General features: G+C 63.4%; 25 protein-coding genes. 18 read left to right on the top strand and 7 right to left on the bottom strand.

Going from position 1 to position 24,690, the window contains the following annotated elements:
• The first annotated feature begins 3 nt into the window (after positions 1-3).
• From K663_RS11330 to K663_RS11295, 8 genes are all read left to right on the top strand, one after another.
• Positions 4-555, top strand: a complete 552-nt coding sequence (locus K663_RS11330; protein WP_062117482.1) for a hypothetical protein — start codon at positions 4-6, stop codon at positions 553-555.
• Entirely contained in the window at positions 552-2,882 is a 2,331-nt protein-coding gene (locus K663_RS11325; protein WP_062117479.1) for a DUF2460 domain-containing protein, read from the top strand. The genes K663_RS11330 and K663_RS11325 overlap by 4 nt, the downstream gene beginning before the upstream one ends.
• Positions 2,879-3,694, top strand: coding sequence for a DUF2163 domain-containing protein (locus tag K663_RS11320; RefSeq protein ID WP_062117476.1), 816 nt, complete (start codon positions 2,879-2,881; stop codon positions 3,692-3,694). Before K663_RS11325 ends, K663_RS11320 begins: the two co-directional genes overlap by 4 nt.
• A gap of 8 nt (positions 3,695-3,702) precedes the next feature.
• The gene (locus tag K663_RS11315) at positions 3,703-4,113 is read left to right on the top strand and encodes a peptidoglycan endopeptidase (protein WP_145902264.1); all 411 of its coding nucleotides are present in this window, start codon (positions 3,703-3,705) and stop codon (positions 4,111-4,113) included.
• Positions 4,101-6,296: a phage tail protein gene (locus tag K663_RS11310; protein WP_062117470.1), complete on the top strand. Its 2,196-nt coding sequence runs from the start codon at positions 4,101-4,103 to the stop codon at positions 6,294-6,296. The genes K663_RS11315 and K663_RS11310 overlap by 13 nt, the downstream gene beginning before the upstream one ends.
• A gap of 30 nt (positions 6,297-6,326) precedes the next feature.
• Complete coding sequence (locus tag K663_RS11305) at positions 6,327-6,830, top strand: DUF2793 domain-containing protein (RefSeq protein ID WP_062117467.1); 504 nt, start codon at positions 6,327-6,329, stop codon at positions 6,828-6,830.
• A gap of 177 nt (positions 6,831-7,007) precedes the next feature.
• Positions 7,008-8,096 carry an OmpA family protein gene (locus tag K663_RS11300; protein WP_062117464.1) on the top strand — a complete coding sequence of 363 codons (1,089 nt, stop codon included), beginning with the start codon at positions 7,008-7,010 and terminating at the stop codon, positions 8,094-8,096.
• 332 nt (positions 8,097-8,428) lie between these two features.
• Positions 8,429-8,980 (top strand): superoxide dismutase family protein, encoded by a 552-nt coding sequence (locus K663_RS11295; protein WP_062117461.1) that lies wholly within the window; start codon positions 8,429-8,431, stop codon positions 8,978-8,980.
• A 22-nt stretch (positions 8,981-9,002) separates the two neighbouring features.
• Here the strand turns inward: K663_RS11295 and thpR are convergent, their stop codons facing one another.
• A complete protein-coding gene (thpR, locus tag K663_RS11290) occupies positions 9,003-9,548 on the bottom strand; it encodes an RNA 2',3'-cyclic phosphodiesterase (protein WP_062120791.1) in 546 nt (181 codons plus the stop codon).
• Between the two features lie 118 nt (positions 9,549-9,666).
• On the opposite strand from thpR, the gene K663_RS11285 reads away from it, so the two are divergent.
• Complete coding sequence (locus K663_RS11285; protein ID WP_062117458.1) at positions 9,667-10,401, top strand: Bax inhibitor-1/YccA family protein; 735 nt, start codon at positions 9,667-9,669, stop codon at positions 10,399-10,401.
• A 60-nt stretch (positions 10,402-10,461) separates the two neighbouring features.
• Here the strand turns inward: K663_RS11285 and K663_RS11280 are convergent, their stop codons facing one another.
• The 3 genes from K663_RS11280 to K663_RS11270 form a co-directional block, all read right to left on the bottom strand.
• Positions 10,462-11,091, bottom strand: coding sequence for a glutathione S-transferase family protein (locus K663_RS11280; RefSeq protein ID WP_062117454.1), 630 nt, complete (start codon positions 11,089-11,091; stop codon positions 10,462-10,464).
• Between the two features lie 351 nt (positions 11,092-11,442).
• Positions 11,443-13,761 (bottom strand): ATP-dependent Clp protease ATP-binding subunit ClpA, encoded by a 2,319-nt coding sequence (gene clpA, locus K663_RS11275; protein ID WP_062117452.1) that lies wholly within the window; start codon positions 13,759-13,761, stop codon positions 11,443-11,445.
• Between the two features lie 156 nt (positions 13,762-13,917).
• Complete coding sequence (locus tag K663_RS11270) at positions 13,918-14,115, bottom strand: DUF1192 domain-containing protein (protein WP_062117449.1); 198 nt, start codon at positions 14,113-14,115, stop codon at positions 13,918-13,920.
• A 101-nt stretch (positions 14,116-14,216) separates the two neighbouring features.
• Here K663_RS11270 and K663_RS11265 point away from each other — a divergent pair, with 101 nt between their 5' ends.
• The 7 genes from K663_RS11265 to K663_RS11235 all read left to right on the top strand — a co-directional run bounded on the left by K663_RS11265 (position 14,217) and on the right by K663_RS11235 (position 20,793).
• Positions 14,217-15,221, top strand: a complete 1,005-nt coding sequence (locus tag K663_RS11265) for an NAD(P)H-quinone oxidoreductase (RefSeq protein WP_062117447.1) — start codon at positions 14,217-14,219, stop codon at positions 15,219-15,221.
• Positions 15,222-15,321: 100 nt separating this feature from the next.
• The gene (locus K663_RS11260) at positions 15,322-16,182 is read left to right on the top strand and encodes a UDP-2,3-diacylglucosamine diphosphatase (RefSeq protein WP_062117444.1); all 861 of its coding nucleotides are present in this window, start codon (positions 15,322-15,324) and stop codon (positions 16,180-16,182) included.
• Complete coding sequence (locus K663_RS11255) at positions 16,182-17,210, top strand: glycosyltransferase family 4 protein (protein ID WP_062117441.1); 1,029 nt, start codon at positions 16,182-16,184, stop codon at positions 17,208-17,210. The genes K663_RS11260 and K663_RS11255 overlap by 1 nt, the downstream gene beginning before the upstream one ends.
• Positions 17,211-17,324: 114 nt before the next feature.
• A complete protein-coding gene (locus tag K663_RS11250) occupies positions 17,325-18,008 on the top strand; it encodes a DUF1013 domain-containing protein (protein ID WP_062117438.1) in 684 nt (227 codons plus the stop codon).
• Positions 18,009-18,134: 126 nt separating this feature from the next.
• Positions 18,135-19,841: a long-chain-fatty-acid--CoA ligase gene (locus tag K663_RS11245; protein ID WP_062117424.1), complete on the top strand. Its 1,707-nt coding sequence runs from the start codon at positions 18,135-18,137 to the stop codon at positions 19,839-19,841.
• A 42-nt stretch (positions 19,842-19,883) separates the two neighbouring features.
• Positions 19,884-20,417, top strand: a complete 534-nt coding sequence (msrA, locus tag K663_RS11240) for a peptide-methionine (S)-S-oxide reductase MsrA (RefSeq protein WP_062117421.1) — start codon at positions 19,884-19,886, stop codon at positions 20,415-20,417.
• A 145-nt stretch (positions 20,418-20,562) separates the two neighbouring features.
• Positions 20,563-20,793 carry a hypothetical protein gene (locus K663_RS11235; RefSeq protein ID WP_062117419.1) on the top strand — a complete coding sequence of 77 codons (231 nt, stop codon included), beginning with the start codon at positions 20,563-20,565 and terminating at the stop codon, positions 20,791-20,793.
• Between the two features lie 6 nt (positions 20,794-20,799).
• Here K663_RS11235 and K663_RS11230 read toward each other — a convergent pair whose 3' ends face one another.
• Positions 20,800-21,759, bottom strand: a complete 960-nt coding sequence (locus tag K663_RS11230; protein WP_062117417.1) for an L-threonylcarbamoyladenylate synthase — start codon at positions 21,757-21,759, stop codon at positions 20,800-20,802.
• A 110-nt stretch (positions 21,760-21,869) separates the two neighbouring features.
• On the opposite strand from K663_RS11230, the gene K663_RS11225 reads away from it, so the two are divergent.
• Entirely contained in the window at positions 21,870-22,688 is an 819-nt protein-coding gene (locus K663_RS11225; protein WP_062117415.1) for an ATP-binding protein, read from the top strand.
• On the opposite strand, the gene K663_RS11220 is transcribed toward K663_RS11225, so the two are convergent.
• Positions 22,689-24,017 carry a PQQ-dependent sugar dehydrogenase gene (locus K663_RS11220; RefSeq protein ID WP_062117414.1) on the bottom strand — a complete coding sequence of 443 codons (1,329 nt, stop codon included), beginning with the start codon at positions 24,015-24,017 and terminating at the stop codon, positions 22,689-22,691.
• A 42-nt stretch (positions 24,018-24,059) separates the two neighbouring features.
• On the bottom strand, positions 24,060-24,233 hold the full coding sequence (locus tag K663_RS24330) for a hypothetical protein (RefSeq protein ID WP_235589432.1): 174 nt from the start codon (positions 24,231-24,233) through the stop codon (positions 24,060-24,062).
• Positions 24,234-24,448: 215 nt separating this feature from the next.
• On the opposite strand from K663_RS24330, the gene K663_RS11210 reads away from it, so the two are divergent.
• The gene (locus tag K663_RS11210; RefSeq protein WP_201026629.1) at positions 24,449-24,658 is read left to right on the top strand and encodes a hypothetical protein; all 210 of its coding nucleotides are present in this window, start codon (positions 24,449-24,451) and stop codon (positions 24,656-24,658) included.
• Positions 24,659-24,690 lie beyond the last annotated feature (32 nt).

The raw sequence follows: 24,690 nt of genomic DNA, 5'->3' as shown, positions 1-24,690 counted from the left end.
CGGATGGACGAGGAAATCGAGACGCTGGTGGTGCGGGTTCGGGCCGATACGCAGGGCCTTTCGCGCGATGTGGAGGCGATGCGCGGAGAATTGGAAGGGCCGTTGGCTTCGGGGGCGGAGCGGGCGGGGCGACGGATCGAGCAGGGGCTGTTGCGGGCCGTTCGGAGCGGGCGGTTCGGCTTTGAGGAGTTGAAGCAGGTCGCCCTGTCCGTGCTGGAGGAGATTGCCGCGGGCGCTGTGCGGTCGGGCGCGAGCAGTGTCGGGGGCGTGGGTGGTTCCTTGCTGACGTTGGGGGCGGCGGCGCTGGGCCTGCCTGGGCGGGCGACGGGTGGGCCGGTCACGCCGGGACGCGCCTATGTCGTCGGTGAGCGGGGGCCGGAGCTGTTCGTGCCGACAGCGAGCGGCCAGGTGGTGGCCAATGGCGGCGGCGGGGCGCGGGATGTGCGGGTGAACATAGCCGTGCAGGGGCGCGGCGAGGGCTGGGACAATGCCCGGCTGCTGGCGCGGAGCGCGCGGCAGGTGGCGCGAGCGGTCAAGGGGGCGCTGAACGGATGAGTGGTCTGGGCTATTGGCTGGCGGACGCGCGGCGGGGGCAGGAGGCGCGGTTCATGAAGCGGTTTGCGCCGACGCATTGGACCGTCAATTTCCCCCGGCCGATGATGGCGAGCGTCGTGACGACTGCGCCGGACGCACTGCGGGTGGACGCGGTGTTTTACGGATCTGGCGATCTGGCGGGGCTGATCTGGGAAGCGGAGGATCTGTGGAGCCATAAGCTGCTCGCCTATGAGACGTCGCGGGATTTTCGGGGCTGCGTGCTCCGGTTTCGCTGGCGCAGCGGGGGCTTAAAGCCGCTGGACGAGGTGCATGGGCCGACGCTGACTATCGAGGGGCGGGATGCGGGGGGCAGTCCGCGATCCTGGTATGTGCGGTTGTGGAACTATGCCAGCGGGTCGGCGGAAGACGCTGAAATAACAATGGACTTTGCCGATCTGGCTGGCGGGTTCCTGCTGCCGGACCAGGCCGATACGGTATGGGCGGGTGATGTGGACCGGATGTTCATTTCGCTGGCGCCGCCGGGATATGATGCCGGTAGCACCCCGTTCGCGGCGGGGGTGGAGGGATGGGCCGAGCTGTCGAATATAAGATGCGACGGGGCGGGATCGGTATTGAGCGTCGGTGATGTGATGGTGCCGGAACATGGCCTGTCCATGGCGACGGGCTATGACGACTGTTTCAATCAGACGCCCGAGCGGGTCGTCGCCGCCATCCATGCGCTGGGCTATCGCGGCGACATCAATCATTATGTGGGCATGAGCCATTATTTCCGGCTCGGGCCGCTGGGTGGAGGCTTCTACATCAGTCTGGCGGGTGGTGTGCTGAATGCGCCTTGCGCCGCCTGGCATGACGACTTCGCGCGGCGGGCGAAGGCGCTGGGGCTGGGGGTGATCTGGTCGCTTTCCTATGAGCTGCTGGACGCGCATTGCTGGAACGACTGGAAACAACGGGCGGAAAATGGCGACCCGGCGCTGACAGGCTGGTCGCCGCCTTCCACCCTGCTGTCGCCCGCGCATGACGGGGCGATGAGCTATTTGCGGCTGGTGGCCGGGGCCTTTGTTTACATTGGTTTGGCGGCGGAGATTCCGATCAGGTTTCAGGTCGGCGAGCCATGGTGGTGGGTGATGCCCGCCGATGGGCGCATCTGCATCTATGACGACGCGGCGCGGACGGCCTTTGGCGGGAGTCCGGTGTCGATCCCGGATGTGCGGGGCGCGTTGAGCGGCGCGCAGACGGCGTTGCTGGACCAGGCGGGGGCGATGCTGGCGGCATCGACGGCGGCGCTGTGCGCCTGGGTGAAAGGCGTCGCGCCGGGGGCGGTGACGCATCTGCTCGCCTATCTGCCGACCGTGCTCGATCCGCTGGCCCCGGAGGCGAAGCGGGCGAACATGCCTGTGGGCTGGGCTTCGCCTGCGTTCGATGTGCTGCAACTGGAAGATTATGACTGGGTGACGGAGGGGCGGCCAAGCCGCACGGCGCGCGGCATCGAGCTGGCGACGACGCGGCTCGGCTATCCGGTCGAGGGGCAGCATTATTTTTCCGGCTTCGTGCTGATGGCGGAGCAGGCCGCACAGTGGGGGCGCATCGCTGACGCGGCAGAGGCTGCGGTGCAGAGGGGGACGGCGGCGACCTTCATCTGGGCGCTGCCGCAGGTGGCGCGGGATGGCTTCACCTGCTTCAGACTTCAGGGGGACGACGACATGCAAGCCTTTGACGATGTGGCTTTTCCGCTGGCCATCGGGCGGGAAGCGAGCCTTGCTCCCGCCTTTTCCACGCAGATTGTGGAGAGCCCCTCGGGCCATGAGCGGCGCAGCAGCGACTGGGCGGATGCGCGGCTCTCCTTCGATGCGGGGCCGGGGGTAAGATCGGAAGCGGACATCGGCGCGCTGATCGCCTTCTTTCGCGCGCGGCGGGGCGCGGCGCGGGGGTTCCGCTTTACCGATCCCTTTGACGATCGCAGTTGCGGCATGGGGGAGGTTCCCGGACCGCTGGACCAGCGGCTGGGGATTGGCGACGGCGTTCGGACGGAGTTCGGGCTGCAACGCTTTTACGGGCAAGGGGAGGACGCGCAGGTGCGGCGTATTACCCGGCCGGTGGCGGGGAGCATCCGCGTCGCGGTGGATGGCGTCGAGATGACCGAAGGGTGGAGCCACGCGGGGCTGGGCGTCATCGCCTTTGATGACGCGCCGGGGGCAGGCGCGGTGCTGACGGCGGGGTTCCGCTTCGATGTGCCGGTTCGGTTTGCGGAGGATCGGCTGGACATCAACCGCGCGACCTTCGCGGCGGGCGAAGCGCCTTCGGTCCCGTTGGTGGAGATACGGGAATGAGCGGGCTGGAGGCTTTGGAGCAGCCGCTGACGACGCTGGCATTCTGCTGGCGGCTGGAGCGGCGGGATGGCGTGACGATTGGGTTGACCAGCCATGATCGCGACCTGGAGATAGGGCAGGTCCGTTATCGCGCGGCTCCTGGCGTCATGCCGTCGGCCGTCCGCAGCGGGATCACGGCGGATGGGAGCGATACGGATCTGCAAGGCGCGCTGGTCGCCGACGCCATTAGCGCGACCGACCTGATGGCCGGGCGGTGGGACGGCGCGGCGCTGGAACTGCGGCTGACCGAGTGGGAAGCACCCGGCGAAATGTGGCTGCTGCTGGCGAAGGGCGAGATCGGCAGCGTAGCGCGGAAGGCGGGCGCTTTCACGGCGGAACTGGTGGGAGCGATGGCGGCGTTGAAAGCCCCGGTCGCGCCGTCCACTTCGCCCGATTGCCGCGCAAGGCTGGGCGACAGACAGTGCCGGGTCGATCTTGAGCCGAGGCGGCGGATCGTTGCGGTAACCAGCGTGGTGGGGGGCGAGGTCGGCGTCTCCGGGATGGCGGCGGGGGCTTATGCTTTTGGCACGCTGCGATGGATGACTGGTCCCAATACCGGGATGGCGCAGGCGGTGGTGGATAATGGCGAGACTATCGTCACGCTTGCCGACCCGCCTTCTTTTGCGGTGGCTGCGGGGACTTTGGCGCTGCTGACGGAAGGGTGCGACCGGCAGTTGGAGACGTGCCGGACGCGCTTTGCCAATGTCGTGAATTTCCGGGGCGAGCCTTATCTGCCGGGGACCGACCTGCTGACCCGCTATCCCGGCGCATGAGGGGCAAGATGGCGGACCGGATCGTCGCGGCGGCGCGCGATCTGGTGGGGGTGCGCTTTCGGTTGCAAGGGCGGTGTCGGGCAAGTGGGCTGGATTGCATTGGGCTGGCGGCGCTGGCGCTGGCGGAAGCGGGGCACCGATGCGCTCTGCCGAGAGGTTATGGGCTGCGGTCGGGCGATGAACTGATCGCACGCCGCTGGCTGGAGTTGGCGGGATTGCGGGCCGTGGAACAGGCGAGGCCGGGCGATATGGCGCTGGTGCGGCCGGGGCCGTTGCAACTGCATCTGATGATCGTGACGCCGGGCGGGCATGTGCATGCCCATGCGGGACTGGGGCGCGTGGTCGAGACGCCGGGGCAATCGCCCTGGCCGGTGATCGGCCATTGGCGGACGAGGGAGGACGAGACATGGCGACTTTAGTGCTGACCGCGCTGGGCACCGCGATCGGCGGGCCGCTGGGCGGGGCGATCGGCGGGCTGATCGGCGGGAGTTTCGATCAGGCCGTGCTGTTCAAGCCGAAGGGGCGCGAAGGGCGGCGGCTGACCGACCTGCAATTGCAGACATCGACCTATGGCGCGCAGATCCCGAAGCTGTTCGGCAGGATGCGCGCGGCGGGATCGGTCATCTGGGCGACGGACCTGAAGGAAAAGCGGAACAAGAGCGGCGGCGGCAAGGGGCGGCCGAGCGTCACGAGCTATAGTTATTCGGCAAGTTTCGCCGTCGCCTTGTCCGCGCGCAAGGTGCGGGCGGTGCGGCGGATCTGGGCCGATGGCAACCTGTTGCGCGGGACGGCGGGGGATTTCAAGACGGGGCTGAATGCGTTTCGGTTGCATTTGGGGGATGAGGATCAGGCTGCGGACCCGCTGATCGCTTCGGCGATGGGGGTTCAGTTGACGCCTGCGCATCGCGGGGTCGCCTATGCGGTGTTCGAGGATCTGCAACTTGCAGACTATGGCAACCGCATTCCGTCGCTGACGTTCGAGGTCGAGGCGGATGAGGGGGCGGTGACGATCGGGGCGGTGGCTTCGGATGTTAGCGGAGGCTTGCTTTACGCGGCGGTCCCCGGATCTGTCGATGGCTTTGCTGCGGGTGGAACGGATGTAAGCGACGCCATCGCACCGCTGGCTGAGGCGTGGGATCTTGCGTTCGTCGCTGACGGGGACGGGCTGCGGCTGACGGACACGAACATCGAGGGGACGCCGCCCGACATCGCCGCGGCCGTGCTGTGCAGGCGGATCAACGGGCGCGCCATCGATCCTGTCGAACAATCCAGCGATGGTGCGGAAACCGTGCCGCTGTCCCTGTCGCTGCGCCATTATGACCCGTCGCGCGATTATCAGGCTGGGGTCCAGCGCGTGAGCCGCCCCGGCGCGGGCCGCGTGGAGCAGGGCATCGACCTGCCCGTCACCATGTCCGGCAGCGCCGCACGGCAACTGGCGGCAAGGCGGCTGGGCCATGGCTGGGCCGGTCGTTCGACGATGACGCTGCGCTGTGGCTGGGACGCGCTGCGCCATGAGCCGGGGGAGATCGTGACGGCAGAAGGGCTGCCGGGGCTTTGGCGGATCGAAGAACGCGAATGGGAGGCGATGGCCGTGCGGCTGGCGCTGCGCCGGGTGCCGGGAGGGAGAGGCATGCTGCCGCTGGGCGCGTCTTCCGGTGCGATCGTGCGGCAGGCGGATGCGCCCCATGGGCCGACGACGTTGATGCTGATCGACCTGCCGCCGTTGCGGGAGGCGGCGGCCGTCGCGCCGTTGATCGTTGCGGCGGCGAGCGGTGGGGAGGGGTGGAGGAACGCCGCTCTGTTCGCGATGAGCGAGACGGGCGAGGCGGTTCCTGTGGGTTATGCCGCACCCCGCGCCGTGATGGGGCAGGCGGACGAGGCGCTGGGCGAAGGCAGTTGCACGCTGATCGACGCGGTCAACAGCCTGCAAGTGACCCTGATTGCCGATGACATGGAACTGGGCGATGCGGATGAAGCGGCCCTGGCGCAGGGGCGCAACCTTTGTCTTGTGGGCAGGGAGTTGCTGCAATTTTCCCGCGCGGTGCAGACTGGCGCGGCAAGCTATCGGCTTGAGGGGCTGCGGCGGGGGTTGTGTGGCACCGAATGGGCGATGACGGCGCATGCGGCTGGTGAACGGTTCCTGCTGATAGAGGAAGACCGGCTGGCTGAGCCCTATGCGGGGCAAGGGCGCAGTGAGATCGGGGGCATGCTGCGACTGGCGGCAATCGGCATTGGCGACGCAGAGCCGGCGGAGGCGATGCTGACCGTCAGCGGTGAGGCCGTGACGCCCGTTTCGCCGGTCCACCTTCGCGCCGTGCCCGATGGGACAGGCGGCTGGAACGTGAACTGGACGAGGCGGAGCCGGAACGGGTGGCGCTGGGCCAGCGGCGCTGATGTGCCGCTGGGCGAGGAAAGCGAGCGTTACGAACTGCGCGTGCTGAATGGCGGTAGCCTGCTTCGACGGGTCGAAACGCTATCCCCGGACTGGGCATATGACGCTGCGGCGGTAGCCGCCGATGGCGCGGGCGTCGTGACGATCGAAGTGCGGCAGATCGGCGCATTCGCCCTTGGGCGGCCTGCGCGGATCGCCCTGACCCTTTGATAGCCGAACAACTCGGAAAGGAAATTGGCCATGACCATGGATGCGACCCCTCGCTGGACGCTGCCGCAGCTTTTCGCCGGACAGGCGCAGAAGGAGGTTTTTCACAATGAGGCGTTGGTGCGGATCGACATGCTGCTGCACGGGCAGGCCGAGAGTGCGGACGAGGCTGCGCCGCCTTCATCGCCCATAGTGGGGCAGTGCTGGATCGTCGCGGCGGGAGCGACAGGCGACTGGGCAGGGCAGGATGGAGCCGTCGCCTGCTGGACAGAGGGCGGATGGCGCTTCGTCACGCCGCGCGCGGGGCTGGCGCTCTGGGTCGCGGACAGGGGATATTCAATGTCCCACAATGATGGCGCATGGCGAAATTCGCCGGTCCGCGCCGACGGCTTTCACGTTGATGGCGTGCGTGTCGTGGGTGCGCGGGAAGGCGCGATCCCGGCCCCTGCCGGGGGCAGTTCCATCGACAGTGAGGCAAGGGCTGCGATTGGTTCCATTCTATCCGCAATGCGGAGCCATGGTTTGATCGAACCATGACTTGCGGATGTCCGGTTATTACAATGCGTGGCCACAGAAATGCTTAATCTACGGGGTCATAGGTCCGTCATGATGTATTTGTGCAACAGTTTCACCAAATGTGGACTTGCCATGAAACTTTCTTGCCGATACATGGTTTCAGCAGTCCTTCGTGACACTTTTGAAAGGGGAATTCAGATGCGGAAGCTTGCCCTCGCGGCTGCTCTTGCGACCACCGCCATGGCCACACCGGCCTTGGCGCGTGATAACAGCTGGTACATTGGTATCGACTCTGGCGTCGTTCTTGTCGAAGACCAGGACATCACCTTCACCCCCGGCCGCGATCCCGCTACCGGCCTTCCTACCACCAGCAGCACTCTGACTGATGTGGATTACCACAAGGGTTGGGACGGCGACGCCGTCATTGGTTACGACTTCGGCGGCTTCCGTCTGGAAGCCGAAGCCGGCTACAAGCGCGCCGAGGTCGATCTCGACAAGAGCGGCTTCGGCGGTTCGGCATCGGCTCTGTCGTTCATGCTGAACGGCCTGCTTGACTTCGGTGCGGACGATGGCCTGCAGGGCTTCGTCGGCGGCGGTGTCGGCGTTTCGCGCGCCAAGCTGGCCAACGACCTGGTCAATGACACCGACACCGGCTTCGCCTGGCAGGCTCTTGCTGGCGTTCGCTACCCGCTGACCAACAACCTCGACGTGTCGTTGAAGTATCGCTTCTTCAACCAGGACGACATCAACCTCGTCCCGGCATACACCACCTCTGTTGGCGTTGCTGGCGGTGACGTCGAAACCAAGCTGCGCACGCACAGCCTGCTGCTGGGTCTGACCTACAACTTCGGTGGTGAACCGGCTGCTCCGCCGCCGCCCCCGCCGCCGCCCCCGCCGCCGCCCCCGCCCCCGCCGCCGCCTCCGCCGGTTGCTGAGTGCAGCCCTGGGCCGTACATCGTGTTCTTCGAATGGGACAAGTCGGACGTCACGCCTGACGCCGCCACCATTCTGGACAACGCGGTTTCTGCCTACAGCAACTGCGGCAGCGCCCAAGTCATGCTGGCAGGCTATGCGGACCGTTCGGGTTCGGCCTCGTACAACGTCGGCCTGTCGCAGCGCCGTGCTGACGCAGTCAAGGCCTACATGGCGTCGAAGGGTATCCCTGACGGCGTGATGACGACCCAGGCGTTCGGTGAATCGAACCCCCGCGTCGAAACCGCCGACGGTGTTCGCGAACTGCAGAACCGTCGCGTGGAAATCACCTACGGTCCGGGTTCGGGTCAGTAATCAGATTTCCATCCTCACGGGTGGGAACAAGGTCGAGGGGCTGGTCGAAAGACCGGCCCCTTTTCCTTTGCCGCTATGGGGATGGGGCAGCTTTTCTCTCGGGGTGTGCTAGCGCATGATCCGATCATGCTGAACCGGATCATGCTCCATATATCTTCGGTTTTCGCGTTTCCGGGGCCAGCAGCTGATGGCACCAGCTTCGAAAATGCTCCAGCCGGTCGGCGAATGAGCCGGGCAAAGCATCAAGCTCGCTTGGCAATGGCAATTATATCCGCAACAAACCGCTTTTCATCGCGTTCGTTACCCATGCTTTGCCGGGAGTTGAATTGATCATGAAAAATGTCCCCTTCATCTTTGCATTGTCGATGGCGGTCGGCCTTTCCGCTTGTGCAAGTGCGGATAGCGGCGCCGTAAATAGCGGATCTGGCGCTACGGCTAGCGCGCGGGCCGCCCTGCTGGCGGCGGATGGATCATCCCGTGGTGAAGCGACGGTCACTGAAATGGCCGACGGCCTGCATGTGGCGGTGCGGGCGACCGGCGTGTCTCCTGGCGTCCATGCGGTTCATGTGCATATGACCGGGACTTGCACGCCCCCCGATTTCACCAGCGCTGGCGGTCATTGGAATCCAACGGGGCGGCAGCATGGCAAGGACAATCCGGCTGGCATGCACATGGGCGACATGCCCAACATGACCGCTGGGGCGGATGGTACAGGCGCGATGGAATATGTCATTCCGGGCGGTACGCTGCGCGCGGGTGCCCATCCCTTGTTGGATGCAGATGGGGCTGCGGTCGTGATTCATGCGCAGGCGGATGACAACAAGAGCGACCCTGCCGGGAATGCGGGTGGCCGCATCGCATGCGGGATATTGTCGGCGGGCTGATCGTCTTCGCTTCTGCGGGTGCCTAAAGCCGCTGCGGGTCTGCCGGGTAGAGAGCGGCAACATCATAACGCGCTCCCGCCTGCGTTAGATGGCTTTCGAAGAGAATGAAGCTGTCGACCAGGAAGGGAGGGCTGGAGAGCGCGGCGTTGTGGGACAGGAAGCTGTCAATAACGCCGCCGGATCGGCTGAATCGGGCGAGCGTGATGTGGGGCAGATAGGCACGTTGATCCGCCGGAAATCCGACATCGACGCAGGCGCGGTCGATCTTGCGGTGGAGTTGGGTGAGGACATCGCGCGGTTGCACGCCGGCCCACAGGGCGTCGATCCGTCCCCTCCGGTCGAATTGGCCGACACCTGACAGCGAGATCGGGAACGGGGCGAAGCGGATCGTCGCCAGCGCGGCGGCCAGATCGTCAGCCCGACGCGGGTCGGCTTCACCCACAAAGCGCAGCGTGAGGTGCAGCTGATCATTGTCTTGCCACCGTGCGCCCGGAACGCCACCCATGACCGACAAAAGCCTGGCCCGAATGTCCGCAGGCGGACGGATAGCTATGAAGAGACGGTGCATATTGGCGATATAGGAATGCCAGTGCCATTGACTATGGCGGGTGGTCACTTGAATTGATCGCAAGATAGGGCGATAATAGGCGAACCGGTGGATATGTGCCGGCGAAGGAGATTATCTCATGGCCAATTGGTCTGATCCCCGCTCGGGCGTAGCCGGCTTCGGCGGGACGACGGTAGCGCGTGGTGAGGCGTTCGACGCCGGTCTGCGCAGCTATATGCTGTCGGTTTACAATTATATGGCGAGCGGCGTGCTTCTGACCGGCATCGTCGCGATGCTGTTTGCCTCCAGTGGGCTGGCCGCTCAAATATTGATGGGGCCCGGCATCCTGAAATATGTCATCATGTTCTCGCCGCTGGCCTTTGTCATGGTGCTGAGCTTTGGCATCAACCGGCTGTCTACGGTGACTGCGCAGGCGCTTTATTGGGCTTACGCGGCGGTGATGGGGCTTTCGCTCTCATCCATCCTGCTGGTTTATACCGGGACGTCTGTCGCGCAGACCTTCTTTGCAACGGCGGCGGCCTTCGCTGGCCTCAGCCTGTGGGGATACACCACGAAGAAGGATCTGTCGGGCTTTGGCACGTTCCTGATCATGGGTGTAGTTGGCCTGCTGGTGGCCTCGCTCATCAACCTGTTCATGCGTTCCAGCGCCATGGATATGGTGATCAGCTTCATCGGCGTATTGCTGTTCGCGGGCTTGACCGCCTATGACACGCAGAAGATCAAGAGCATCTATGTCCATGTCGCGGGCACGGAGATGGTTGGCAAGTCGGTGGTGATGGGGGCGCTGAACCTCTATCTCGACTTCATCAACATGTTCCTGTTCCTGCTGCGCTTCATGGGCAATCGCGACTGAGCGCGACAGCATAGCGACCTTTGGAAAAGGCCCGGCGAACCAATCCGCCGGGCCTTTTGTTTATTCGGACTTCTCCATCTGGGCGATCAGCGCGCCATCCAGTTCCTTTTGCCGTTTGTAGGCCGGGCGTTCGCGCAGGCGGCTGGCATATGCCTCGAAAGCCGGTCGCGATGGCATGGTGCCGAAGGCCAGGCCCCAATCCACCTGGGCGCCCACATACACATCGGCCGCCGTGAACTGATCGCCGCAAATCCATGCCGGTACTGAAACCGCGCGTTCCAGTGCATCGACGGTATGATCGAATGTCCCATAGCCCGCCATGCGGTCGCGCCCCTCGGGCACGACGAAACCGAGCGCCCTGTTGGTGACGGCTGCTTCCACCGGGCCCGCGGCGAAAAAGAGCCAGCGGTAGTAATCGGCTCTTTTGGCGGGAGGTGGTGCAAGTCCGGCCTCCGGAAAAGCGTCCGCCAGATAGGCGCAGATGGCCGCCGCTTCGGTAACAACCGCGCCACGATGGACGATAGCAGGAACCTTGCCCATCGGATTGATTGCCAGATAGTCGGCGGATTTCATGCCGTCGCTGTAATCCAGCACTACCGTTTCATAGGGCTGACCGACTTCCTCCAGCATCCAGCGGGCGATCTGTCCGCGCGACATGGGGTTGGTGTAAAGAGAGATGTCTGCTGGCATGAGGAGGCTCCTTCGACGGGGGCGGGTGATGTGATCCTGCTGCCGATAATAGGGTGAGGTCAAGGCGGCTGCTGGGGCCGGTTATTCGCGGGAGGCGCGGCGATGCTGACGGATCGTCTTTGCCGTCGCTTCCTCCAGCTCAGTGGGGGGGTAAGTTTATTCGCGCAAAGGACGCAGATTTGGCGGCATTTCTGCTCTGCGCCTCTGGGCGAGCCGCTAAAGGATGATCGGTTGGCCTGTAATTGCCGTATTCTACGGCGGCCGGGATAATCATTGGGTCAGGCGATTTGGCAATGAAAAGGGCGGCCCGTGAGAGCCGCCCTTCCTCGTTTCACGATCGGTTTGCGAGGGCTATTTCGCTGATTCTGCGGGCTTCGCCTTGCCACCCTTCTTGCCCTTCTTCGGGGCTGCGGGGGTGATTTCGAAGGCGAGGGCCTCGTCCTTCAGCCGGACATGGACTTCGCCGCCATGCACCAGCTTGCCGAACAGCAGTTCCTCGGCCAGCGGTTGCTTGATCTTTTCCTGCATCAGGCGGCCCATCGGGCGCGCGCCATACAGCTTGTCATAGCCCTTCTTGGTCAGCCAGGTCTTGGCCTCGTCGTCCAGGGTGATGTGGACGTCGCGGTCGGCCAGCTGCAATTCGAGCTGGAGCACGAACTTGTCGATAACCCGCGCCACGATTTCCGGCGGGAGGTAGCCGAACGGAACGATGGCGTCGAGACGGTTGCGGAATTCGGGGGTGAAGAGCTTCTTCACCGCATCCTCCTGCGCATCCTCTCGGGTGATTTCGCCAAAGCCGATGCTTTCCTTCGCCATGTCCGACGCACCGGCATTGGTGGTCATGATGAGGATGGTGTTGCGGAAATCCACCGTCTTGCCGTGGTGGTCGGTCAGGCGGCCATTGTCCATCACCTGCAACAGGATGTTGAACAGGTCAGGATGCGCCTTCTCGATCTCGTCCAGCAGCAGCACGCTGTGCGGATTCTGATCGACGGCGTCGGTCAGCAGGCCGCCCTGGTCATAGCCGACATAGCCCGGAGGCGCGCCGATCAGTCGGCTGACGGAGTGCCGTTCCATATATTCCGACATGTCGAACCGCTGGAGCGGAATGCCGAGCAGATGGGCAAGCTGCCGCGCAACCTCCGTCTTGCCGACGCCGGTGGGGCCGGAGAAGAGATAGTTGCCGATCGGCTTGTCGGGATCGCGCAGCCCCGCCCGCGACAGCTTGATCGCGGAGGACAGCACCTCGATTGCCCGGTCCTGACCGAAAACGACGCGCTTCAGGTCGGTATCGAGCGAACCCAGCACCGATTTGTCGTCGGCCGAAACGGTCTTGGGAGGGATGCGCGCCATCGTAGCGATGACCTGCTCGATCTCCTTGGGGGTGATCGTCTTCTTCCGCTTTGACGGGACAACCAGCATCTGCATCGCGCCGACTTCGTCAATCACGTCAATCGCCTTGTCAGGCAGCTTGCGGTCATTGATGTACCGCGCCGACAGCTCCACCGCCGCCTTGATCGCGTCGGGGGTGTATTTGACATGGTGATGCTCCTCGAACGCGCTCCGAAGGCCCGCGAGGATCTTGATCGTATCCTCAACCGTTGGTTCGTTGACGTCGATCTTCTGGAACCGGCGCAGCAGGGCGCGGTCCTTCTCGAAATGATTGCGGAATTCCTTGTAGGTGGTCGAACCGATGCAACGGATTGTGCCGCCCGACAGCGCGGGCTTCAGCAAGTTCGATGCATCCATCGCACCGCCGCTGGTTGCGCCTGCGCCGATTACCGTATGGATCTCGTCGATGAAGAGGACCGCGTGCGGCATTTTCTCCAGCTCGGTAACGACCGCTTTCAGGCGTTCCTCAAAATCGCCGCGATAACGGGTGCCAGCCAGCAGCGCGCCCATGTCGAGCGAATAGATCACCGCTTCCTTGAGAACATCGGGAACCTCGCCCTCGACGATCTTGCGCGCAAGGCCCTCCGCGATGGCGGTCTTGCCCACGCCCGGATCGCCCACATAGAGCGGGTTGTTCTTCGAACGGCGGCACAGGATCTGGATCGTCCGGTCGACTTCGGAAGCGCGACCGATCAGCGGGTCAACCTTGCCCCGCGCCGCCTTCTCATTGAGGTTGACGGTGAACTGCTCCAAGGCACTGTCCTTTTTGCCCTTGCTGTCCGGCGTCTTCTTTTCCTCTTCCTGCGCGCCCTTGGTTTCGCGGGTTTCGGGCGCCGCAGTGCCCTTGCCCACGCCGTGGCTGATATAGCTTACCGCATCGAGGCGGCTCATATCCTGCTGCTGGAGGAAATAGACGGCATAGCTCTCACGCTCAGAGAAAAGCGCGACGAGGACATTGGCTCCCGTCACTTCGTCCTTGCCAGAGGACTGGACATGCAGGATCGCGCGCTGAACGACGCGCTGGAAGCCGCTGGTGGGGGAGGGGTCGCTTGAACCCTCCACCTTCAGGCTGTCGAGTTCGCTGTCGAGATATTGGGTAACGGCATCGCCGAGTTCGCCCAGCTCCACGCCGCAGGCCTGCATCACCTTCGACGCATGTTCGTCATCGATCAGCGCGAGAAGCAGATGTTCCAGCGTCGCATATTCGTGACGACGCTCGGACGCATGGGTCAGCGCGTTGTGCAGGGTGGTTTCAAGGGCGGGTGCAAAAGATGGCATGTCTGTACTACTCCTGGCCCCAAAGAGGGACGGTGTTGACCCATATGTCGGCATTGCTCGACGGTTGATCAAGGAGGGCCCCTCGATCGCCGGAATTGCCAGACTGCCCGTGCCCGGAGAAGCCCTTGTCAGGGCCGCAGAGGGCGAGGCGCAGGTTCATCGCTTGAATAACGCCTCGGCACTTGCTTTATGGTTAACGGTGCTTTCAATCTTTGATCGGGTTCGGGCGATTTCGCCCTCCAGCGCCTTGATCCGCGCTTCCAGATCGGCAAGGGACAGCGGACCCAAATCCTGTCGAAGCAGTTGGGCCAGCGGATCATCAACCTTGCGAGGCAGATCGTTGTCCATGTCCATGAATGCCAATGTTGACCGCGAAGGCTGGTCTGTCAATAAGGCCCTTGAGCCGCAGGTCGATTTTGGGTGCGGCGCAACATCGTTGCTGGGGGACAGCCATCATGGCGGTTGATAACGCATTGCCCGAAGAGATGACGGCGATAGCCATCCCCGTTCCCGGCGGTCCTGAAGCGTTGGTGTCCGAACGGAGGGCGGTGCCGATGCCTGGTGCGGACGAAGTCCTGATCCGTGTGGCGGCGGCTGGCGTGAACCGGCCCGATGTGATGCAGCGGCAGGGTAAATATCCGCCTCCTCCGGGAGCCTCCGACATACCGGGGCTGGAAGTTTCGGGGACGGTCGTGGCAGCGGGCGGCGGCGCCGAGCGGCTGATCGGGCAGCGCGTGTGCGCGTTGCTGGCCGGCGGGGGCTATGCTCAATATGCGGTGGCCCCGGCGGGGCAGTGCCTGCCCGTGCCGGGCGATTATGACCTGGTGGAGGCCGCCGCTCTCCCCGAGACGCTCTTTACCGTGTGGACCAACCTGTTCGAACGCGCCTATGTCGTCGGCGGCGAAACCGTGTTGGTCCATGGCGGCACGAGCGGCATCGGCACCATGGCGATTTCGCTGTGCCGCCTGTTCGATATCCGCATCATCGTCACCTGTGGCAGCGACGCTAAATGCGAACAGGCAAAGGCATGGGGCGCGCACCACGCCGTCAATTATCGCGAGCAGGATTTCGTCGAGGAAGTGAACCGCATTACCGGCGGTCAGGGCGTGCAGGCGGTGCTGGACATGGTGGGCGGCGATTATGTGCCGCGCAACCTTCAATGCCTGGGCGACGATGGCCGCCATGTGTCGATCGCCGTGCTGGGCGGGGCAAAGGCCAGCGTCTTTCTGCCTGCGGTCATGACGAAACGGCTGACGCTGACCGGATCGACATTGCGGCCCCGTTCGTCCGCATTCAAAAGTCTGGTGGCCGAAGAGCTGGCGCGTGAGGTCTGGAGCTTTGTCGAGGAAGGTAAATTACGGCCCGCGATGGATCAGCGCTTTCCTCTCGTCGAAGCGGCAAAAGCGCATGCGCGAATGGACGCGGGCGAGCATTTCGGGAAGATCGTGCTGGTCGCCTGATCGTGCTCCAGCGTAGCATTTCAGTCATATTCGGCGCGGAGTTGTAACATTGCGCCGCTAAGGATTCGGTCCCGAGGATAATAGCTCCAGGGGCTGCATCATGAATGCCATCACGCGCTTGCCTTTTCTGGCAGACATGGAAGAGGGCGCGCATTGTCTTGAGACTCCGGAGCGACCCGCTAAGCGCCGTCGCTACCGCACGATCTGGATATCGGATATTCACCTCGGCACGCGCGGGTGCAACGCGAAGATGCTGATCGATTTTCTAGACAGCGTCGATAGCGAGACCATGTATCTGGTCGGCGACATCATCGACGGCTGGCGGCTCAAGAAGCGTTTCTATTGGCCTGCTGCGCATAATGACGTGGTGTGGCGCATAATGAAGCGCGCCAAGCGCGGCACGCGCGTCGTCTATATCCCCGGCAATCATGACGAAATGTTCCGTCAGTTCACGGGCCTCAATTTTGGCGGCGTGGAGATCCGGCGCAAGGCGATCCATGAGACCGCCGACGGGCGCAAGCTCCTCATCCTGCATGGCGACGAGTTTGACACCATCATGCTTGCCCATCGCTGGCTCGCCTTCGTCGGCGACGCCGCCTACAGCATGCTGATGCGGCTCAACTTCGTGGTGAACGCCGTGCGGCAGCGCATGGGGCTGCCCTATTGGTCGCTCAGCAAGATGGCCAAGCACAAGGTGAAGAACGCCGTCGAGTTCATTTCCCGTTTTGAGGAGGTGGTTTCCCATGAAGCCGGAGTCCGCGGCGTCGATGGCGTCGTGTGCGGCCATATCCACAATGCCGAGATGCGCGAAATAGACGGAATCCAATATTATAATGATGGTGACTGGGTGGAGGGCTGCACGGCGCTGGTCGAACATTTCGACGGCCGCATGGAGGTGCTGCACTGGGCCGATGAGGTCGCGGCGCGGGGTGCTGGCGAGCAGGAGCGGTTGGCGGCGTGATGCGGATCGTCATCGTAACCGACGCCTGGCTGCCGCAGGTCAATGGCGTCGTGCGGACGCTCCAGACCATTCAGACGGAACTGGAGGCGAGGGGGCATTTGGTCAAGGTGATCTCCCCCGATCTCTACGGTTCCATTCCCTGTCCGACCTATCCGGAAATCCGGCTCGCCTTCGTCAGGTCGAGCGTGGTGGGGCAAGCGATTGCCGCGTTTCAGCCTGACGCCGTCCATCTGGCCACCGAAGGGCCGCTCTGTCTTGCCGCGCGGCGCTGGTGCCTGCGTGGGGGTGTGCCGTTCACGACGGCCTATCACACGCATTTCCCCGACTATGTCGCTCGCCGAACGGGGCTGCCCGCCCGCTGGTTCTGGTCGTATATCCGCTGGTTTCACGGACCCGCGCAAGCGGTGCTGGTTTCGACCAAGTCAGTCCGGCAGCAGCTTCGCGCCCACGGCCTGGCGCAGGTGCGCCCATGGGGAAGGGGCGTCGATCTTGCCGCCTTTACGCCGGATGCTGCCCCGCCATCGCTGTTCGCTGGATTGACCCATCCGATCCAGCTTTATGTGGGCCGTGTCGCGATCGAGAAGAATCTCGAGGCTTTTCTTGCCAGCGGTCATCCCGGCAGCAAGGTTGTCGTAGGCGATGGTCCCGCCCGGGCGCATCTGGAACATGCCTATCCCGGCGCGCATTTCATGGGCGCGCTGTTCGGTGAAGAACTGGCGGGCGCTTATGCTGGAGCGGACGTCTTTGTCTTTCCCAGCCGAACCGACACTTTCGGCCTGGTGATGATTGAAGCGTTGGCTTGTGGTACACCCGTTGCCGCCTATCCGGTGACCGGGCCGATCGACATCGTGACGCCTGAATGTGGCGCCTTGTCCGAACGGCTGGACGATGCGATCGCCGCTGCCCTGCTCCGCGACCGCGCGGCATGCGCGGCGCATGGCGGCAGCTTCAGCTGGCAACGGAGCGCGGATGAATTTCTGACAGCGCTTCATTGCATCGACCCTGCCGTCATGGACAGTGCGGCCTGACGCTTTTCCTTGCTCCACGGGGCTTCATGCACTATCTCGGATCGGGCGTGGCCGCCCTGCTTGGGCGGCCCTTGTCATTTTTAGTGCCGGAGAATCCCCGTGTCCCAGCCTCTCATGCCCCATGCGACCGCCAGCTGGCTGGTCGACAATACCGCGCTGAGCTTTGATCAGATTGCGGAGTTTTGCGGGCTGCACATCCTGGAAGTGCAGGCGATCGCCGACGACACCGCCGGTATCAAATATACGGGCCGCGACCCCGTCCGCGCGCATGAAATCACTATGGAGGAAATCCACAAGGGTGAAGCGAACCCGGACTATCGTCTTAAGATGCTGAAAGGCCCCGAGCCTGTCCGCCGTACCAAGGGACCGCGCTATACGCCGGTTTCCAAGCGTCAGGACAAGCCCGACGGCATCGCATGGATCCTGCGCAACCATCCCGAAATTTCGGACGGCGCTATCGGCAAGCTGATCGGCACCACCCGCACCACTATCGCCGCGATCCGCGACCGCACGCATTGGAACATCTCCAACATCGTGCCCAAGGATCCGGTGACGCTGGGCCTGTGTTCGCAGCGTGAACTGGACGCGCTGGTGACGAAGGCCGCGAAGAAGGCCGGCATCGAAGCGCCGACCGATTCCCGACTGGACGGTGACCGTGAGGCACTTATCGAAGAGCTGCGCCGCGAACGTGACGACGCCGCCCGCCGGGCCGAGGAAGCGTTGAAGAGCGAATCCGAACTGATTTCCGGCGCCGCCACCATCCTGGATCCGTTCAGCAATAACCAGGGTCAGGTTTGATCCTTTTAGAGGTCATCCTGACATCAAGGCTGTCCGGTAACAGGCGGCCTTGGTGTCAGGACGCGCTGCGCCGCCTTGCCTGCTTTACGCTTGCGTAAAGCAACTGCCTCACTTACACCTTGTGCGATGGAGAGCAGCGATAAGGTCTGGCAGGACCGCTATAATCATCCCGTTCCTTGGGATCAGTCCTTTCCTCCCATGTCGATGGTGGACATGGTCGTGGACAGCGCTACGGCCAAGCCCGACGCGGTGATGATCGATTTCATGGGTCGCAAGACGACCTATGGCGACATGCTCCATACCGTCCGCCGCATCGCCAAGGGGTTGCAGGATATGGGCGTGCGGAAGGGCGACCGCGTAGGTCTCTACCTTCCCAACGTGCCCCATTATGTCGCAGTCTATTATGGGGCGATGATGGCCGGGGCGACCGTCGTTAACTTCTCTCCCCTTTACACCGCCGCTGAGCTGGAACATCAGGTCGAGGACAGCGGTACGAAGATCCTCTTCACATTGTCCGCCGCCGCGCTGCTGCCCACGGCGCAGGAGGTGCTGAACAACAGCAGTCTTGAACGGCTGATCGTGGGATGCGTGGCAGAGGCGTTGCCGTCCGCCAAATCCGTACTCTTTCGCATATTCAAGCGTAGCGAAACCGCGCCTGTGCCGCATGACCCGCGCGTTACCAACTATTCCGACCTGCTGCGCCACGGAGAGAATCCGGCTCCCGTCGATATTGATCCGGTCAATGATGTCGCCCTGCTGCAATATACTGGCGGGACGACGGGCCGTCCGAAGGGCGCGATGCTGACGCATCAGAACCTGACCGCCAATGCGCGCCAGATACGCCTGATCGATCCGCATCCCGAACTGGTTGATCGCATTATCGCGGTGCTGCCTTTCTTCCACGTATTCGCCAACACCTGCGTGCTCAATCGGACGGTGTTGAATGGTGGGGAGATGGTGATGCTGCCGCGCTTTGAAGCCGTACAGGTGCTGGCCGCGATCCAGCGGACCAGCCCCACCTCAATGCCGGGCGTGCCAACCATGTATCAGGCGCTGCTGGATCATCCGGCGACGCCAAATATCGACTTTTCCTCGCTGCGCCTGTGCATCTCCGGTGGCGCGCCGCTGCCGCTCGAACTCAAGCATCGGTTCGAGGCCGCGACCGGCTCAAAGCTGTGCGAGGGCTATGGTCTTACCGAAAGCAGCCCGGTCGTCTGCTCCAATCCCTATGAGGGCCTTAACAAGGCCGGCACGGTAGGCCAGCCCGTCCCTGGTACGCATGTGAAGCTGGTCGATCGCGAGGATCCGACCCGCCCTCCGCCGCCCGGAGAGCCGGGTGAGCTGGTTTTTTCAGGCCCGCAGATCATGAAAGGCTATTGGCAGAGGCCCGACGCGGACAAAGAGGTGTTCGTCGATGGCTGGCTGCGCACCGGCGACGTTGGGCTGATCGACGAGGACGGCTATGTGAAGATCGTCGATCGCTTGAAGGACATGATCGCGGTGGGCGGCTTCAAGGTTTTCCCGAGCCAAGTGGAGGAAGTCCTCTACCACCATCCCGCCGTCAAGGAAGCGCTCGTCATCGGCATTCCCGACGCTTATCGTGGCGAATGTCCCAAGGCTTTCGTCACGCTTCAGGAAGGGACGGAGATTGACGGTGATGGGCTAAAGGCGTGGCTTAATCCGCAGTTGGGCAAGCATGAGAAAGTCTGCGAGGTGGAGGTTCGACTGAACCTGCCCAAGACGCTTGTCGGCAAGCTGTCACGCAAGGAACTGGTTGCCGAAGAACGCGCCAAGGCCGAACGAGCAGCCGGACAGGCTGGAACCGCTGCCTGATCGCACCTATGTTCTGGCGCCAGGCAGGATAAGGACAGGCAAATGGCGCAAGACATCGCGACGCTGGCAGGCGGCTGCTTCTGGTGTACCGAAGCGGTGTACCAAAATCTGAAGGGCGTCCAGGCGGTCGAAAGCGGCTATATTGGCGGGCAGCAACCCAATCCGACCTATGAGCAGGTATGCTCTGGAGGGACAGGCCATGCTGAGGCGATCCGTATCACTTTTGACCCGGAAGTGATTTCCTATGGCGATCTGCTCGACATCTTTTTCGCGACGCATGATCCCACGACGCTGAACCGGCAGGGCAATGATGTGGGCACCCAATATCGCTCGGCCATCTTTCCCCATTCGCCTGAGCAGGAGGCGGAGGCAAGAGCCGCGATCGCGCGCGCGCAGCCCGATCATGGCGGCCGGATCGTCACGACCATCGAAGCCGACGCGCCCTGGTATCCGGCCGAGGATTATCACCAGAAATATTGGGAGCGCGTAGGAGATCGGAACCCCTATTGCATGGCGGTCATTCCGCCCAAGCTCGCCAAGCTGCGCAAGGGGTTTGCCGAGCGGATCGAGGGCTGAACGGGGCGTGTAGACCGCCGCAAGGGGTTGGCTGCATCTCCCTTTCCGCTTAGGCTTGGGGTTAATCCCGGCTGTTCCATCCTGCATCAAGTGTTTCAGGGGGCTTCGAGTGCGCGTAATTTATTCATTGGCCGGGGCCGGAGCGATGCTGATGCTGCCGGGCTGCATTGCGAAGACGGCGCTGGACGTCGCCACCATGCCGGTGCGCGCCGGAGCGCAGGCTGCTGATTGGGCAACCACCAGTCAGGACGAAGCTGACCGTAATTATGGCCGTCGTATGCGCGAGCAGGAGGCCCGCGAGAGCCGGGAGCGCAAAAAGGCGGAAGAACAGCGGCGGCGCGAATGCCGCCGCGCCGGTTATCGGGATTGCGACTGACCTGCTTTAGGCTGCCGCCCTTCGCAGCCGGTCGTTGATTGCAATCCCGATCCCTGTATCGGGTATCGGCGCAACCGCGATCTGCGTCGCCGCGCTTGCGTCAGCGATATGCAGGGCGGCGAATAGATTGGCGGCTGCTTCCTGAACATCGGCATCCGGGCTGAGGTTGATATTGCAGGGCATCAATCCAAAACCGATCAGATATTCGTCCTTTTCAGCCTTTAGCGCGTTGAGCCGAACGGGCTTCGACGGCGCATAATGGCTCTCCAGTTGTCCGGGCGCTTCGATCTTGTCGTCGGCATGTCCGCTGGTCACCACGGCGAGCCCCGTCGCCTGTTCCAGCATCTGTGCCGTGATCGGCCCGGGCCGCAGTAGCCTTATTCGGTCCGACTCCGGCGCGACAATCGTGGATTCCAGCCCTTCGCTGGTCGGCCCTTCATCCAGGATCAGCCGCACCTTGCCGTTCAGGCTGGCGAGAACATGTTCGGCCCGCGTCGGGCTGATCGCGCCGCTGCGATTTGCAGAGGGTGCAGCGAGCGGGCGTCCGCTTTCCCGTATCAGTGCGCGCATTGCGGGGTGGGCAGGCAGTCGGAGCGCAACCGTCGGCAGCCCCGCCGTCACCAGCGGCGATAACCCACTTGTTTCCCGCACGGGCAATACCATTGTTAGCGCACCCGGCCAGAAGCGCGCGGCGAGCTTTTCCGCCACGGGCGAAAAGATCGCAAACTGCTCCGCCATTTCCTTGTCCGCGACATGGACGATCAGCGGGTTGAAGCTTGGTCGCCCCTTGGCGCTGTAGATTGCCGCTACGGCGCTGGAATCCGTCGCATCGGCGGCGAGGCCATAGACGGTTTCCGTCGGGACTGCGACCGGCTCGCCCGCCCGAATCAGCAGCGCGGCTTCACGTAGAGCCTCCCTGCCATAAGGACAGATCCGGGTGGAAAAGGCAGGATTTGGGATGGTCACGGCCCCAGCGGTATAAGCTCGACCGTAGGAGAGTAAAAGGCCATTACTACAGCAGAATGACAGGAACTCGACCGCTTGCCGGGGCTGGGCGGGGGGGCTAAGCCCAGCCCATGAACAACAATCTCCTGAGCCGTATTGCCGAAGCGCTTGAGCGGATCGCGCCGCCGCCCGTCAGTTCGGCCGACCTCGCCGCCGCCCCAGCCTATGTATGGGATGGCGTGGCGATCCAGGCGGTTGAAGCATTTGCGCCGGTTGATTACGACCTGCTGACCGGTATCGACGCGCAGAAGGAAACGCTCCTGGAAAACACGCGCCGCCACGCCGCTGGTCATGCCGCGCATGACGTCCTCCTTTGGGGCGCACGGGGCACTGGCAAGTCGGCGGTTGTCGCCGCTGTTGTCGATCGGCTTCAGCGCGAGGGCGAGGATGTCGCCTTGTTGCAATGTGCGATCGATGAACTGGGCAGCCTGCCGCGCCTGTTTTCATTGCTGCGTGCCACGCAGCGTCCGTTCATTCTGTTCCTCGATGATCTTGGCTTCGACGAAAATGGCGTGGGCGACGCGCGGGCGCTGCGCTCGCTTTTACAGGGGGGTACAGCAGCGCGCCCTGCCAATGTCCGCCTTTATGTGACATCCAATCGCCGCCACATCGTTCCGCGCCATCTTTCCGAACAGGATGATCCCGTCAATCCGCGCGACGTCATCGACGACAAGATGGCGTTGTCCGATCGCTTTGGCCTCAGCCTGGGCTTCCATGCGATGGACCAGAATGCCTATGTCGATATCGTGAGCGGCTATGCGGCGAGCCTTGGCCTGACCTTCGATCCGCTTGAGGCTATCCAGTGGGCGACCCAGCGCGGCAGCCGGTCCGGCCGTGTCGCCTGGCAATATGTGGTGGAATTGGCGGGACGCAACGGCATCGCCATCTGATCAGCGCGCGGCGGTAACTCGCCAGATAATGCCGCCAACGTCGTCGCTGACCAACAGCGCGCCCTTGGCATCGGCAGCGACATCGACCGGTCGGCCGCGCGCATTTCCATCCGCGTCGAGGAAGCCTGTCAGCACATCGACGGGTTTCGCCTTGCTGACCTCGCCATTGGCGGCGAAGGGCACGAACACCACCTTGTACCCTGCGGCGGGTTTACGGTTCCAGCTGCCGTGCAGCCCTACAAAAGCGCCGTTTGCGAACGATCCGCCAATCTTCACCTTGTCGGCAAATGTCAGACCAAGAGGTGCGACGTGATTGCCCAGCGCATAGTCGGGCCGCTTGGTATATTCGCGCAACTCGGGCCGCTGCGGCTGCACGCGCCGATCCTCATAGCCGCCCCAATAATTCCATGGCCAGCCGTAGAAGCCCCCAAATTCCAACCGCGTCAGATAGTCGGGTACAAGATCGCTGCCCAGCATGTCGCGTTCATTGACGACACCCCATAGCGCCCCGCTATTGGGTTCAAATGCCAGGCCCACCGGATTGCGGAGTCCGGAAGCGTAGATGCGATAGCCGCCGGTCTTGGGATTGACCTCTAGCACGGCGGCGCGGTTGGCTTCGCTGTCCAGCCCGTTTTCACCGATATTGCTGTTGGATCCCACGCCGACATATAGCAGCCCTTCCGGGCTGGCGGTGAGGCTCCTGGTCCAGTGCATATTGGGGGAGGCGGCCGGCAGGTTCAGTATCTTGCGCCCCTTTCCGGTAATGCGCGTGTCGCCCGGTTTATAAGGGAAAGCCATCAGCGCATCGGTATTAGCGACGTACAAAGTGTCGCCGACGAGCGCCATGCCATAGGGGGAATGCAGGCCCGTCAGGAAAGCCGTCTTCGTTTCTGCGCGGCCATCGCCATCGGCGTCGCGCAGCAGCGTGATCCGGTTGGCCGAAGGCACGCCTGCGCCGGCTTTGTCCATCAGATAGGTCATGACTCGATCGACGATGCCGCCGCTGGGGCGGGGCGGGCTGTTGGTTTCGGCGACCAGAACGTCACCATTGGACAGCGTCAGCATGGACCGGGGATGCGCCAGTCCTTCGGCAAAGCGCGCGACGGCCAGGCCTTGCGCCGCCGTTGGCTTCTGATCGGCGGTCCAGGCCTTCACCTCGGCCACGTTGATGGTCGGGATCAGCTCACTGCGCGGCGCGGTGAAAACCGGTTCCTTGCCGGTGTCCGCGCCCGCGGCCAGTCGCGCCTTATCCCCTTGCGCCAGATAGATAATGACGCCCGTAGCGATGAGCAGGATGATAAGGGTGATGGCGATCAGATGCTTCTTCATGCGCCCTTGTCTATGCTGCGATCAATCGCGCGGCAAGGCGTCCTATTGCCCGCGTTCACGCAGCCACAGCAGCAACGCGATCACCCCGCCCAGCGCCGCTCCGGCCAGCAGCCCCGCGCTGGGCTGACCCAGCATGCCGCCCACTATTGCGCCCGCCAGGATAAGGAACGCAATGATGGCGCCAGCGCCGGTCGGATTCTTCTTGCCGTTGGTCATCCCGCGAGCCCTTGCCACGGCAAGGACGACAAGGCCAGCGCCTTCGCTCCATGCGCCATTCCGGGACGCGGGTTGTGCCATCGCTGGACGGGTGTGCCGCATCGGGACTTGGATAATGGGTTGTTCACCCTCGAATACCGCCGCCTTCGGACGAAGCGCGAAACTGGCACGAGGATTGAACCGAAAGGAGCATCGGGTTTGAATTGGGGGTCGTCATGCAGTTGCCATATCTTTCGGATCGGCGGAGCTATGATGACGCGTCCGAACTCATGGCGGCTTTCGGTGACAATGCGGGCTATGAGGCGGCAGCGCGCGCCGACCGCAGCCGGGACCTGGGCAACCACATCCATTTCTGCCACTGGCGCCAGATCGAGCGGCTGATCGTGCTGCTGACTCATGACACGCCGCTAGGGACGGTTCACTGAGCCAATACGCAACCGATCGACAACTCGGTCGG

Source organism: Sphingobium sp. MI1205 (genome assembly GCF_001563285.1).
Classification (GTDB): Bacteria; Pseudomonadota; Alphaproteobacteria; order Sphingomonadales; family Sphingomonadaceae; genus Sphingobium.
Note: the sequence above shows the minus strand (reverse complement) of the source record. Positions and strands in the feature narration are given on the sequence as shown.